9 protein-coding genes and 2 pseudogenes are annotated in these 14,065 nt (G+C 40.8%); 3 read left to right on the top strand and 8 right to left on the bottom strand.

All coding sequences use genetic code 11. The features are described 5' to 3' along the window. Window positions 1–332: 332 nt before the first annotated feature. Window positions 333–533, bottom strand: a pseudogene (locus tag BLCOC_RS09965) (tyrosine-type recombinase/integrase); the annotation flags it as partial. Between the two features lie 318 nt (window positions 534–851). On the opposite strand from BLCOC_RS09965, the gene BLCOC_RS09960 reads away from it, so the two are divergent. Genes BLCOC_RS09960 through BLCOC_RS09950 form a run of 3 tightly spaced genes read left to right on the top strand, consistent with a single transcriptional unit; the run spans window position 852 to window position 6,916 of the window. Then, window positions 852–2,582 carry a type I restriction-modification system subunit M gene (locus tag BLCOC_RS09960; protein ID WP_115625200.1) on the top strand — a complete coding sequence of 577 codons (1,731 nt, stop codon included), beginning with the start codon at window positions 852–854 and terminating at the stop codon, window positions 2,580–2,582. Continuing rightward, on the top strand, window positions 2,579–3,841 hold the full coding sequence (locus BLCOC_RS09955) for a restriction endonuclease subunit S (protein WP_115625199.1): 1,263 nt from the start codon (window positions 2,579–2,581) through the stop codon (window positions 3,839–3,841). Before BLCOC_RS09960 ends, BLCOC_RS09955 begins: the two co-directional genes overlap by 4 nt. A 3-nt stretch (window positions 3,842–3,844) precedes the next feature. Further along, complete coding sequence (locus tag BLCOC_RS09950; protein WP_115625198.1) at window positions 3,845–6,916, top strand: type I restriction endonuclease subunit R; 3,072 nt, start codon at window positions 3,845–3,847, stop codon at window positions 6,914–6,916. 42 nt (window positions 6,917–6,958) lie between these two features. Here BLCOC_RS09950 and BLCOC_RS27560 read toward each other — a convergent pair whose 3' ends face one another. The 7 genes and pseudogenes from BLCOC_RS27560 to BLCOC_RS09915 all read right to left on the bottom strand — a co-directional run bounded on the left by BLCOC_RS27560 (window position 6,959) and on the right by BLCOC_RS09915 (window position 13,954). Continuing rightward, window positions 6,959–7,843, bottom strand: coding sequence for a tyrosine-type recombinase/integrase (locus BLCOC_RS27560; protein ID WP_242999122.1), 885 nt, complete (start codon window positions 7,841–7,843; stop codon window positions 6,959–6,961). A gap of 198 nt (window positions 7,844–8,041) precedes the next feature. Beyond that, window positions 8,042–8,656: pseudogene (locus tag BLCOC_RS27555) on the bottom strand (IS256 family transposase); the annotation flags it as partial. A 538-nt stretch (window positions 8,657–9,194) separates the two neighbouring features. Next, complete coding sequence (locus BLCOC_RS09935) at window positions 9,195–10,589, bottom strand: subtype B tannase (RefSeq protein WP_174717653.1); 1,395 nt, start codon at window positions 10,587–10,589, stop codon at window positions 9,195–9,197. 18 nt (window positions 10,590–10,607) lie between these two features. Then, window positions 10,608–11,933: an MFS transporter gene (locus tag BLCOC_RS09930; RefSeq protein WP_165907316.1), complete on the bottom strand. Its 1,326-nt coding sequence runs from the start codon at window positions 11,931–11,933 to the stop codon at window positions 10,608–10,610. Between the two features lie 81 nt (window positions 11,934–12,014). After that, window positions 12,015–12,830 carry an AraC family transcriptional regulator gene (locus BLCOC_RS09925; protein ID WP_165907315.1) on the bottom strand — a complete coding sequence of 272 codons (816 nt, stop codon included), beginning with the start codon at window positions 12,828–12,830 and terminating at the stop codon, window positions 12,015–12,017. Between the two features lie 153 nt (window positions 12,831–12,983). Next, window positions 12,984–13,346: a prenylated flavin chaperone LpdD gene (lpdD, locus tag BLCOC_RS09920; protein WP_115625194.1), complete on the bottom strand. Its 363-nt coding sequence runs from the start codon at window positions 13,344–13,346 to the stop codon at window positions 12,984–12,986. 32 nt (window positions 13,347–13,378) lie between these two features. After that, window positions 13,379–13,954 carry a UbiX family flavin prenyltransferase gene (locus tag BLCOC_RS09915; protein WP_272868255.1) on the bottom strand — a complete coding sequence of 192 codons (576 nt, stop codon included), beginning with the start codon at window positions 13,952–13,954 and terminating at the stop codon, window positions 13,379–13,381. Between the last annotated feature and the right edge of the window lie 111 nt (window positions 13,955–14,065).

Here is a 14,065-nt window from a genome sequence, read left to right as displayed (position 1 = left end):
AATTTATAGTATCTTGTTGAGAGAGGATAATGGAAATCCCTCCACATCCCTCCTATATCCCTCCAACGGGAAATTTTGCTTGCCAAACCGCTGATTTTCGTTTATTCTTTATTCATGCAGAAATATCGGCTGCAAAGTGGCAAAGGGCTTGAATTTATGCGGTTTTTGGCAGGTTGTAAGTTCCATTCAATACCAGTACGTTCCAAATACTTCTGAATGGCTTGAAAAACTCAAAATCAAGCGGGTAACACCGTGCCGGTTCGAGTCCGGCCAGCGGCAGCATAGGAAAACTCTTTGGATGAGAATTCAAAGAGTTTTTTCTTTTTTTATCCTTAGCCTTTTTTCTGCACGTAGCCTGGCTGTACTGGAAATATCGGCAGTATGGCTTCTGCTGACGATACTTTACTGTTGAAATCCAAGTGCGTATAGATATTTGATGTAGTTGAGATATCACTGTGGCCCAGCCACTCCTGTATCTGTTTTAGACTCACGCCGTTGGCAAAAAGCAGAGTCGCGCAGCTATGGCGGAGATTGTGACGACAAAATTCGACATCATTAGATTACACCTGGTGGTAGATTTCGTTACATATGCTATTATTTTTGCTAAAAAGATAAAGCCGTTGGAAATGAGTACTTATTATGGTATATTAATAATGCGAGAAATGCTTAAATTTAAGAATTCTAATCCTCTCAGATTCGTGGAAATTAAAAGGTAATAGTTTGTGGCTTGTTTTTTAATAGAGAAGTGGTTAATAAATAAGAATACTTCGGAGTTTTCAGGTATTTGGGAAGAATATGTAATTTAGTATTATACAATACAGAAAAATAAGAATAAAACGGAGATTCTGGACATGAGCTTAAGTAGTAATGTAAGTGAAAAAGCTGCCCTTATATGGGCGATTGCAGATAAATTGACTGGTGTATATAAACCGCACGAATATGGAGAAGTCATCTTGCCGATGACAGTAATACGCCGTTTTGACTGCATCATTGCTGATACAAAGGCAGCGGTACTTGAAAAATATGAAAGTGTAAAATCTCTTCCTATGCGTGATGTATTATTGCGCAAAGCTTCCGGACACGATTTTTATAATTCAAGCAAATATGATTTTGATAAGTTATTAGATGATCCCGATAATATCGAGGCTAATTTTCGTGATTACCTGAACGGTTTTTCTGAAAATGTACAGGATATTATTGAAAAATTTAAATTTGACGGCCATATCACCACGATGGCAAATAAGGGCATTCTCTATATTGTAATCAAGGAATTTACATCGCCCAAGGCAAATCTCCATCCAAGCGTAATCTCTAATTTAGAGATGGGATATATTTTTGAAGAAATCATCCGTCGGTTTTCTGAGGCGCATAACGAAGATGCCGGGCAGCATTATACACCTCGTGAAGTGATCGAACTTATGGTCAACATTTTGTTCTACGATGATAACGATGTCCTCTCCGGCAATAATGTGGCAAAAACGATCTATGATCCAGCCTGTGGAACAGGGGGGATGCTTTCTGTTGCAGAAGAATACCTGCATCGGATGAATGCCACGACAGAACTTATGGCATTCGGGCAGGAAATCAATGACCAGACGTTTGCGATCTGCAAAGCGGATATGCTTATTAAAGGCAATAATGCTGAATTTATCAAAGATGGCAATACATTGACCGATGATCAGTTTGAAGGACAAACCTTTGATTATATTTTATCTAATCCACCTTTTGGCCGTGAGTGGAAAAATGAAAAAGCGAAGGTGGAGGCAGAGGCAAAGCTGGGATTTGCAGGACGGTTTGGCGCGGGTTTACCTGCGGCAAGCGATGGACAAATGCTGTTCCTGCTGACGGCTATCTCTAAAATGAAAGATCCCAAAGACGGCGGCAGCCGTATTGCCATTATTCATAACGGTTCTCCGCTGTTTACAGGCGATGCGGGAAGCGGGCCGTCAGATATTCGGAAATATATTTTAGAAAATGATTTGCTGGAGGCAATTGTGGCTTTGCCAAATGATATTTTCTATAACACTGGTATTGCTACCTATATCTGGGTTCTTTCTAACAAAAAAGCAGGAACCAGGCGCGAGGGTAAGGTTCAACTGATTAATGCCAACGGTCTGTTTGAAAAACGCCGTAAGGCTTTGGGTAATAAACGCAATGATATTCCTCAGTCTGCGATTGAGGAGATTACGCGGATTTATGGCGATTTCAAAACAAATGACATCAGCAAAATATATGATAATGAGGACTTTGGTTATACAAAAATTACGGTAGAGCGCCCATTGCGCGATGAGAAGGGCGAACTGGTGTTAAAAAAGGGAAAAAAGCAGCCGGATATTTCTTTACGTGATACGGAAAATGTGCCGCTAAAAGAAGATATTACGGAATACTTCAAACGCGAGGTGCTGCCTTTTGCACCGGATGCATGGATTGATAAAAATAAGTCCAAGGTAGGATATGAAATTCTGTTTACACGTCATTTTTATAAATATGTGGCGCCAAGACCTTCTGAGGAAATCATGGCCGAGATACTTGACATTGAAGCGGAGCTTGAAGGGGTCTTGGCGGAGGTGTTTGATTTATGAGGGAAATGAAAGATAGTGGCGTGGAGTGGATTGGGGAGATACCAGCAAATCACTCATTACTGCGTAATAAGTATTTGTTTGAATATGTCAAAGGAAAAATTCCAAAATCAACAAATACTGATCAAATAGGATATCCATATATTGGTGCCTCTGATTTAGATACAAATGAAAATTATACCACTTTTACAATGGATGAAGATATACCATCTTGCAGATATGATGATTTATTAGTACTATGGGACGGAGCGAGGGCAGGTTTATGTGGAACACATAAAGATGGCAAAATATCGTCAACAATTGTTAGGCTGAGGGCAAAAGCTTCTTATCCCTCTTTTCTATATTGGTACTATAAGGGCTTCGAAAGCTTTATGTATCAATTAGTCAATGGAACAACAATACCTCATATGAACCGAAGATATATTGAGCAGATCGGTTGGATTGACTGGACATTAGAGGAACAAGAAAATATCTCCATTTACCTCGACGCTAAATGTTCAAAAATTGATGCCATCATAGCCCGTGAACAGGCTGTGATTGAAAAGCTGAAAGAATACAAATTATCGGTTATTACAGAGGCAGTTACAAAAGGGTTAAATCTAGATGTTCCGATGAAGGATAGTGGGGTCGAGTGGATTGGGAAAGTGCCAGAAGGATGGATTACAGCATCATTTGGAAACGGTCTTATGTTAATTCAAACCGGACCTTTTGGGAGTCAACTACATGCTGAGGACTACGTCGACAATGGGATTTATGTTATTAATCCTGCCAATATAATAGACGGTATAATCGTGCCCAACAGACAATGCTCAATCACAGAAAAAAAAGCAAATGAATTATCACAACATATGCTTTATCCTAGTGACATTGTTTTTGCGCGAAGAGGTGAAATGGGAAGATGCGCGTGTTATGAGCACGATATAGGAAGTTGCTTTTGTGGCACTGGATGTATAAAATTGCGGTGTAATCATTTAATTAATCCACAATATGCTATTTTCTATTTACAGACTACATATATTCGACAGTATCTTACATTGAATTCCGTTGGAACAACCATGGCAAATTTGAATTCTAGTATCATCAATAAAATACCATTCTTATTTCCTTCAATTGATGAACAACGAAAGATAGTTAAATGGTTGCACAAAAAAATAAAGAGTATTGAAAGAGTAATTACCTGCAAGCAATCCCTCATCACCAAACTCACCGAATACAAAAAATCCCTCATCTACGAGGTAGTCACCGGTAAAAAGGAGGTATAGCCCATGCCCGATTTTGATACAAAAGAGAAACGCTTTGAAGAAGACATTGAAACCTACCTCTGCACCGAGGGTGGTTATGCAAAAGGCAATCCGAAAGCCTTTGACCGCAAGTTAGCACTGGACAAAGCCACCTTTTTGTCCTTTATAAAAGCCAGTCAGCCAAAGCAGTGGGAGCGCTATGTGAAGATTTACGGCTTGGACAGCGAAAAACAGATGATTGGCCGTTTCTGCCGTGAGGTTAAAATGGTTGGCCTGCTGCGGGTTCTTCGCCAAGGTTTTACCGACCGCGGCATCAAATTCCGCGCAGTATTTTGGAAACCGGAGACTTCTATAAATGAAACGACGGTAAAGCAATACGATTCAAATATCATGCACTGCACAAGGCAGCTGCATTACTCTCTACAAAATGAAAACAGTATTGATATGGTGCTGTTTCTCAACGGAATCCCTGTCATCTCCATGGAGTTGAAGTGCCAATTCACCGGGCAGGACGCGGCGAATGCCATCACACAGTATAAGTTTGACCGCGCTGGAAATGATGCAATTTTTGAATTTAAAAATCGCGTGCTCGTCCATTTTGCGGTAGATCTTACAAATGTATATATGACCACACGCCTGCAGGGGAATAAGACCTATTTTCTCCCATTTAACCAGGGAAGTAACGGTGCGGGCAATGTTGGCGGAAAAGGCAATCCAAATAATCCGGATGGCTATGATACGGATTATCTGTGGAAATCCGTCCTCCGCAAAGAGCGCCTGCTCGAAATTCTCCATAAATATCTGCATCTGCAGGTAGAAAAAGATGAGAAAACAGGTGAAGTCAAAGAGGAACGCATGATATTTCCCCGCTATCACCAGTTGGATGTCGTCACAAAGCTGCTTCGGGATGTAAGGGAAAATGGATCAGGACATAATTATCTGATTCAACACAGCGCCGGTTCCGGCAAGTCTAATTCGATTGCGTGGCTTGCCCACCGCTTGAGCGCCCTGCATGATGATCACAATGAAAAGATATTCCAGTCTGTGATTATTGTTACCGACCGCAGAGTGCTTGACAGCCAGTTACAAAACACAGTTTATCAATTTGACCATGTGGACGGTGTTGTACAAAAAATTGATAAGAATGCACAGCAGTTAAAGGAAGCCATTGAAGCGGGCACTGGCATTATCATCACAACCTTACAGAAATTTCCTGTTATCTATAAAGAAGTTAAGGCGGATAACAGGCGTTTTGCCGTTATTATAGATGAGGCCCACTCTTCCCAGACGGGTGACGCCGCTAAAAAGCTTAAGCGGGCCCTGGCTGATACCGAAAAAATTCTGGAAGAATATGCTGAGATGGAGCGTGAAGAGGAGGCGAACAGAAAGGATGATGAGGACAAGCTGCTCGATGAGCTTGCTGCGCAGGGAATTCATGATAATTTATCCTTTTTTGCATTTACTGCCACCCCAAAAGAAAAAACGTTACAGATGTTTGGATGGAGAGATGATGATGGTAAATATCATCCGTTCCATATTTATTCCATGCGGCAGGCCATTGAGGAGAGGTTTATCCTGGACGTGCTTCAAAACTACATGACCTATAAGATGTATTATAAGATAACAAAGTCGATTGCAGACAATCCGGAACTGGATACGGCTGCAGGCGTGAAGGCTATCATCAATTATGAAACGCTGCATCCCCACAATATATCGCAGAAAACAGCGGTCATGTTGGAACATTTCAGAAGCGTGACTATGCACAAGATTGGCGGTAAGGCCAAAGCAATGATTGTCACACCTTCCCGCCTGCATGCGGTTCGCTATTTACTTGAATTTAAACGCCAGATCCAGGAGAAGGGGTATACTGACCTTGATGTGCTGGTTGCATTTTCCGGCGAGGTGGAAGATGATGGCGAAAAATATACCGAAGAGAAAATGAATAAGAATAAAGCCGGAGAAACGATCAAAGCAAAAGCATTGCCAAAGGCATTCCATACAGATGAATTCGGTATGCTGATTGTCGCTGAAAAATACCAGACAGGTTTTGATGAACCGCTTTTACACACGATGTTTGTGGATAAGAAGTTATCCGGAGTAAAAGCCGTGCAGACTTTGTCACGTTTAAATCGCACCATGCGTGGGAAACAGGATACCTTTGTCTTAGATTTCGTGAATTCTGCTGAGGATATCAGGGAAGCTTTTGAGCCGTATTATGAAGAAACAATTCTGGAGGAAGAAACGAACCCGAACGTTGTATATGACTTGAAAAATACGCTTGATGAATTTCGCGTTTACCAGCAGATAGAGATAGAGCGTTTTACCGATATCTTCTATGCAGGCAAGAGACAGATGGCTGGAGATATGGGCAGACTGCAGGGAACAATAAAGCCTGCGTTGGATCGTTATGAAGCGCTGACAGATGATAAAAAGGATTTATTTAAATCTACCTTATCGCGCTTTAACCGCATCTATGCCTTTATCACACAAGTGTGCCGTTTGTTTGACAAGGATATTCATAAGTTCAGTGTATATGCCAAATTTCTTGCAACCATGCTGCCAAAGGGTGATATAGACAAGGTTTATGTGGATGACAAGGTTCTACTTGAGTATTACCGTCTGGAAAAAGACTTTGAAGGGAATATCGGCTTAGAAGGCACAGAAGAAGGTTTCCACCCGATTACAGGTGAATCCGGCAGGCGGGAAAAGAAAAAAGACCCGCTGACTATTTTAATAGAGAAAATAAATGAGAAGTACGGCACAAACTTTACCGAGATGGACAAAGTGCTGTTGCAGCTTGAAAATGATTATGCTTCCGAGGAAAAATGGCAAAGCTACGCAAGGAACAATGACCGTAAGACTTTTATGCTGCTCTTTGAAAAAGATTTCCCGGAAATGGCAGCCACACGCTATGAGCAGAACGATGATTTTTTTGTGCGTATGTTCTCCGATCCGGACATGATGAAACAAGTAATGGAGTCCGTAGGCACAGTGCTCTATGAACGTCTGAAAAAGAAATATACATACCAAACACAGATACCTGAATTGAGTATGGTTGCGGAAGAAACTGTAAAATATAGTGGGGACCTCAATTAGAAGTAAGTCCTTATTTCAAAGTCAGTGGAGTGGCATCAAGTTCTAGATATCCATAAGTAATATATTACAATGCTTTCTTAAAAGTTTATGAGCAATCATACTGTAACAATAGTGCATTGGCTTTTGTTGCAGTATGATGTTTTTTGTTGTGGGCTTGACATAAGGGTGCCTGAGATCATGAAAACGTATCTTCCTCAGGCCATTCTTCTTCAGCAGTATAGAAAAATGCTGTGTCAGAAATCCCGGTTTCATCCGTTCTCCCATTTCATTTACATAAATAAAGTCCAAATATTCCTGACAGTAACAGTCACCGCACAGCCTTCGATTTTCTTTCTGTTGAAGGTACAGCCTGATGAGCAGATCCTCAAATGGCTTTACTAACGGCAATGTCCTGCAGCTGCTCTTCGATTTTGTACGTTCTTTCTCTATACGTTTTAGTTTCCCCTCAAAGTTTACCTCTGTAACAGTATATTTGATCGTGATCGTCTTTTGCTCAAAATCTATGGCATCCCATTTCAGTCCTACGATCTCACTTCTTCGCAGTCCATAAAAGGAAGCCAGCAAGATCCCAAGTTCCAACGGGTCCCCTCTGGAAACCTCAAAAAGCCGGCTCAACTCATCCGCCTTATAATACGATACTGCATAATTCAGTTTTCTTGGCCTTTCGATACAGTCTGCTGGATTCGACTTGATGAGACCGATCTTCACAACATACTTTAACGCTTTCCTGATATTTGCATGGCGGTGGATGACTGTGTTTGCTGATAATCCCAGATCCAACTCATGCTGATAATACTCCTGTATATACTTAGGATTTTCTTCCATATTGGCCAGAGTATATTGTTTCTCCTTAAAATATGGTACGATACGTCTTTTGACCATTATAGAGTAGCTGGCAAATGTAGTCTCTTCCACACACTGCTTCATCATTTCTAGCCATTCCAGCATAAAATCTGTGAACAAGATAGAGACTTCTTTTGTCGCCGGATTGATGTTCTTTGCAGGATTACTTTCGATCAGTGTCAGTTCTAACGCGTGATCAAGTGCCTGTAGTATGATCTCATGAAGCTGCAGGATGCCTGCCTGTGTTGTGTGGTTGTTATTCTTCTCATAATGATAATAGGCTTCTATATTGATCCCCAGGATCACATATGCCGCTAGTTTGCGGATCACCCCGTTATCCCGGACAGAATAGTGGATCGCATCGATAAAAAGGATCGGATATATTTCATCTAAGGGTCGGTTCTGCCAGTCTTCGATCTGAGGAAGGATCTTATCTGTTACATCAGAAATAAATCCTTCCGAAGTTTCAAAGCCGTAAATATCTTCGATCGTTTCAGAAATCTGTCTGGTGGTCATCCCTTTGGCGTACATGGAAATGATCTTCTGATCAATATCTGAAATATCTTTCTGACGTTTTTTTACGACCTGAGGCTGAAAAGTGGATTTGCGATCCTGAGGGACCTCAATCTCCATGGTGCCATAACTGCTGTTTACGCGTTTGCGTTTGTAGCCATTTCTGTAATCCTCGTTATCAGAGCGTTCAGATTTTTCATATCCCAGATGATCCTCCATTTCTGCTTCCATCATTTCTTTGATCGTTCCACCCAGAAGATCTTTCAGAGCATCCTGAATATCTTCAGCTGTCTGAATATCGTATTCTTCCAGGAGCTGATGGATAATGTTACGTTTTCCTTCTGTCATTTGTACCCGATGTACAGGTTTCTTCTCTCTTGCCATAATAAAAGGCCCTCCTATGATTATTTTGATTTTATCATAGAAGAACCCTTCAATCACATATTTACAGAAAAAGTTTCACACTCCCTTGTGTGGGGTAAAAACATTATATCTTACATGCATTACGAAACAACATATTTTGCGGTGACGCATCTTTTGGATCGAATAAAAGAGAGCTTCTATTCGCAGACTAATAATTCTTAAAAATCAATGAAACTGGAAGGCACAAAGGATTGTCCTTTGTGCCTTCCAGTTTCACTTCTCCCAGATTCTGCGGATACACCAGGGTGCAATCTAGGACTGACAAAAGATCCAGCCTTCAACCCCTTCCCACGGTCGTAATGTATGTGATATAATTGCTTCCTATTTTTTCTGACAATCCGAAAACAACATTCCAAGTTTCTTATATAACTGATTCAGTTCTATGAACACCCACCTCATTTATCGCTGCTTTTCAAACATTGAATTTATTCAACTAATTGAGATTTTGTCTCTCCTGATAAAGTTTTTACATGAAATATACTGAACTGATAAACTGCAGTTATTTACAAATAGAATCAATCCAAGAAAATAACTCCTTCAGATCATAATCTCCTGAGTGAGGTATCCCCCAAGGTGATGCATAATCCACAACACTTCCTGTCTCCTGTAGCTTCAGTGTAAGTATTGCGGAAATCGCAAGAGATGTATCTCTGTCGCTCTCACCATGACGAATCCTGAAATATTTTGCAGTTTTTGCCTTTTCATCTTCAATATAGTCCATGGGATTTAACATTTTAATAATTTCAGGTTCCGCCTTTGTTCCCTCACATGTACTATTCTTCAGACTATATTCCGTAAAATGTCTGCAGTTCACCGCCTGGTTACCAAATAAGTCATTTTCAGGACTGTTCATCGTAACATCATCAAATGCAGGGGCATTCTTCATTCTTGTAATATCGCAGGCAAATCCATAGAAATCCATAGCTACAGCTTTACCGTCCTCAATCGTAAGCCATTCCTTGTCGCTAAGATCGATTCCCTGATCAATGGCTGTCTGAGCGGATGCAAGAATAACAGACTTAACGTATTCCTTAAAACTTCCATCTCCGTTTTCATCCAAGCTTAACGTATTACCTGTTGCATCCTTAAGTGCCAATGAATTTACATACTCCGGGAACAGTCTCGCTTCTTCCTGCGAGATTCGTATCTGATCATCTGTCATTGTTCCGTCTTCTGGTGTAAAGGAAGGACGTCCTCCCTCCAGCCTCATACTCATACGCCTATAGTCATTCACATTATGGAACTGCCACTCATAAGCCATATCTGCATGCTCAAGATTCGTGATTGGACAATAACAAGAAGCTGCAAAAACAGCATCACTTGCATCTGCTGCCCCGATTTCTTCTAAATACTTCTCATAATCCGGATGATCACCGGTTGCCCCCATCAGTGAAGATAAAGCTCCACCCGCACTGGTTCCATTTGTTATGATCTTATCCGCATCTCCCGGAATATCATCAGCAAACGCATGCAGAAACCGCACGGCCGCCTTATGGTCTACAATACAGGCAGGAGCCTTTCCATTATAATTTCCCTCTGCATCCTTCTGAATACGGCCTCTGATTCCGGGCGCCGCGACAACATAACCATGGTTTAATGCAAAGAAGATGGAATTGATCTTATCCTTAGCAAACATCTCATATCCCGGTTCTCCCGGTTCTGCCGGCATATATCCGCCAACCTGATTCGGCATGAAGATCGGAGCTGTATCAATAGTATATCCATTTAATATTCCTCCATCTACAAGATCCTTTGGCACAAAAATATTCAGTTGCTGAAACTCAGGATTCACGGGCTTATCTACATAAGGAATATTTCGATATGCACGATACTCTACACATTTTCCATCTAATGTTATTTGTTCGTCTTTATAATCATTTTTATCAAAAAACATCAATATTCTCCTATTCTGTTATTTATCCAACTCTTTACGAATCTGTGGTAAATACTTCTCAACATCCATACAAAGAACTGCAATGATAAGAAATACCGTAAGGATTGCTCCAAGCCATCCATAGTCAAAACGGATCGCATTCACAATCTTGTCTGTAATTTGACCGTCCTTGGCATATCCCGCTGCCGCAAGTATCCAGGTAGTAATAGCAGACCCAAATCCAATACCGATTTTAGAACCAATAGACGAAGATGAAGCCATAAATCCTTCGCAACGAATCCCAAATTTCCACTCTCCGTAATCTGCCGCATCAGCAACAAACGCATAAATTCCTGCAAACATAGGTCCAATTCCGATGGAGCGAAGGATCGTTCCAGCAAGAAGCATTCCGTGATTGGTTCCTGCAAATCCAACAAGAACAAATCCAAGCAGCATCACAAGTCCGCCGCACACCATAAAGCTTCTCTTTGAGAACTTATTTGAAAAATATGGCATCACGAATAAAATAAGGATTCCAGGTAACTGTCCCATTGACATAAGCTGTGCCATAAACATTGGCTCACCAAGAACTACATTACAGTAATAAATCTGAGCGGCGATTGCATTTGCGTTCACTAATAAAGTACACACACCAATGATAAGCGCTAACCAGAAATATTTGTTTTTAAGAACTGCCGGAAGCTGTTCTTTAATTGGAAGAGTATCTTTGTGCTCTGCGTCTTCCGCTTCCACAGCATTTTCCTTGCATAATAATCCCGGAATTAAAATAAGTACACCTGCAGTAATGCCAAGAATTATACTTGTCACAGTCCATCCAAATTTAATCTGAAGACCGGTAATGGCTGTTCCGACCACAAGACCGCATAAGTTGTTAATGATTGACGATACTGTTGATGTTGTATTTCGATCCTTAAAGTCTCTGGTCATACATGCAAGAAGCGCAGAATGGGCAACACCAAAGATGGTATAAACAATACAATTAAGGAATATGTATGTCAGATATGCATATACCAGTTTCATTGCGTGATTTATTCCCTGTGGTACATTTAAGATCAATATAATTCCAATACACATAAGTGGTGCTGAAAGCATCACCCAAGGTCTGGCCTTACCGATCTTCGTATGTGTCTTATCAACAATTCCTCCCATTATAAGGTCTGTCGCTCCATCAAGAAGTCTGCAGACAATATACATTGTTCCGATTGCGGCAGCTGCAATTCCTGCGCTGTCCGTATAGTATGCGGTTAAAAAAGTTGCCAGTAATGTACTCATTACATTTCCGCCGCCAGCGCCGCAGCCATAAGTTATTTTTTGCCACATTGGTATTTTTTTGTTTGTATCCATTTCATTTCCTCCCATATGGTATTTTCATGTGACTTACCTCGTACATACATAATACCAATGACCGGAAGAGTTTTCTTTACATTAATTATCTTTAAAATTACGCAAATTTGCACTGGCATATTTTTTTCGATACTGATATGGCGTCTCTCCGTACACTGCTCTGAAAGCAATGATCAAGGCTCTTGAATCCGTAAAACCACTCTCCAATGCAATCTCCAGCATCGAATCATCCGTTCTGACTACCGCCTCCCTTGCTGATTTTACCCGCACACGCATGAGATATTCTTTGAATGTCATTCCCGTATTTTTGCGAAAAAAACGCGAAAAATATTCCTTTGAAAAATAGAATCTTTCTGCAACTTCTCGCTGCAGCAGGCTTTCTTTATAATGATCATTGATATAATTCATGATTCCCCGAAGACGTTCCAAATTCTTCTGGCTATTGATCGGAAATATAGATTCTTTCTCATATAGAAATTCTCCACACAATCTGGACAATAGATCAAAAAGTGTGCCGAGTAATGAAAGGCGTTCCAGCTCTTGGTAAGAATCCCTATCTGCGTATTTACAAAAGCTCTTCATGATCTTTTCATAATCCCTTTTTTGGATTGCAGGCTCAGCAATAAAGTACCTTGATCCAAAGTTATCTAATATTTGTCCCATAAACTCAGGATTCACTTGGATTACCGTTGCCACAACATCTACATCTTTCGGGATTTCAATATCTGAGATTACTTTATGAATACTCTCTGCATTCACAATGAATAAAGAGCCTGGATTTGCTTCATAACAGATTCCATCGATATAATGATGTGCATGTCCCACATACGTATATGTGATCTCAAGTTCCCAATGCCAATGATCCAGAACATTTTTTGAATCTCCAAATTCATCCATGATATCAGCTCTTCTTATATTATGGATGCGAAATGGAAGTTTTTTCGTATAATCGATCATCTGGTACAAATTTAACATATAATTACCAACCTTCTCTTACATCACTGTTATGTGGTTCTGATAACTCAAAGATATTTATTTTACTTCCATACATTATAATTTTTCTGCCATTTGTACTACAGCATTCATAATCTTCTGTATCATCTCCGCTTCAATATGATCGATATGCACCCCACCCGTACAAACAACGGTATGCTGGTATTTCCTACACAAGATCTCCGCAATTTCCCGGCAGATAATATCATCTTTATGTCCTGTCACATTAATGACAGACGAGGTAGTGCTTACGCCTTTTCCGGTAAGGGACTCTCTGGGGACAGCGATCACCGTACATCCGATATGCGGCTTCCGTCCGCCCGCAACAAATGCCAAAAGATCCTCACCTATACTGGTAAGACCAATTTCTATTTCCCATTGATCTATTGTTTTTTTGATTGAACATTTCCATGTATTCATACTATCATTTCCTTATCTGATCTTTCGCCATATTACATTCCTTCCCAACGGTGAAACTCCTCCCCTTCAAGATCAAACTGGTCGAGTATCTTTCCAACGATATGCCGGCTGCAGTCTTCAATACTTTTCGGACGGCCGTAATAACTAAGAACCGGTGGAATGACCACACCTCCAAGCTGACTGATCTCCAACATATTCCTAAGATGAATGGTTCCGAGTGGACATTCCCTTGTCACAAGCACCAGCTTCCTGCGCTCCTTGAGTGTCACATCTGCTGCCCGAAGCAGAAGGTTATCACTATATCCACTGACGATCCCTGCCAGCGTCTTCATACTGCAGGGGACCACGATCATTCCCATTGTTTTAAAACTTCCACTGGCAGGAGCAGCCCCTATGTTTTTGCAGTCATGGACAACGTCTGCAAGAGTCCAAAGCTCTTCCAAGCAGCATTCCGTTTCCTGCCCTAAAGTCATCTCAGCTCCTTTCGTAACGATCAGATGAACTTCCAGCCAGTCTTTATGATCTCTCAGTTGTTTTAACAGTTCAATCGCAAGAGGGGCACCGGATGCACCACTCATGCCTATAACAATTCTATGCTTTCCATTCACAGTTTTTCGCTCCTTTATCTTCAATAAACTTCTGTGATCACCACATTTATCTATCACCAGTCTATCAAGTAAAATATATATAATCAATTCTAATAAATCCTCTTATATTCC

Origin of the sequence: Blautia coccoides, from assembly GCF_034355335.1 — a bacterium.
In the GTDB taxonomy this organism is placed as follows: domain Bacteria; phylum Bacillota; class Clostridia; order Lachnospirales; family Lachnospiraceae; genus Blautia; species Blautia producta.
The sequence above is the reverse complement of the archived record's forward strand: the minus strand, read 5'-3'. Positions and strand labels throughout refer to the sequence as shown.

Excerpts from the sequence above, each read along its gene's own strand:
- BLCOC_RS09955 (WP_115625199.1), top strand. The coding sequence starts at position 2,579 with ATGAGGGAAATGAAAGATAGTGGCGTGGAGTGGATTGGGGAGATACCA.
- lpdD (WP_115625194.1), bottom strand. The coding sequence starts at position 13,346 with ATGAATACATGGAAATGTTCAATCAAAAAAACAATAGATCAATGGGAA.
- BLCOC_RS09950 (WP_115625198.1), top strand. The coding sequence starts at position 3,845 with ATGCCCGATTTTGATACAAAAGAGAAACGCTTTGAAGAAGACATTGAA.
- BLCOC_RS09930 (WP_165907316.1), bottom strand. The coding sequence starts at position 11,933 with ATGGATACAAACAAAAAAATACCAATGTGGCAAAAAATAACTTATGGC.
- BLCOC_RS27560 (WP_242999122.1), bottom strand. The coding sequence starts at position 7,843 with ATGAAGCAGTGTGTGGAAGAGACTACATTTGCCAGCTACTCTATAATG.
- BLCOC_RS09960 (WP_115625200.1), top strand. The coding sequence starts at position 852 with ATGAGCTTAAGTAGTAATGTAAGTGAAAAAGCTGCCCTTATATGGGCG.
- BLCOC_RS09925 (WP_165907315.1), bottom strand. The coding sequence starts at position 12,830 with ATGGATGAATTTGGAGATTCAAAAAATGTTCTGGATCATTGGCATTGG.
- BLCOC_RS09935 (WP_174717653.1), bottom strand. The coding sequence starts at position 10,589 with ATGTTTTTTGATAAAAATGATTATAAAGACGAACAAATAACATTAGAT.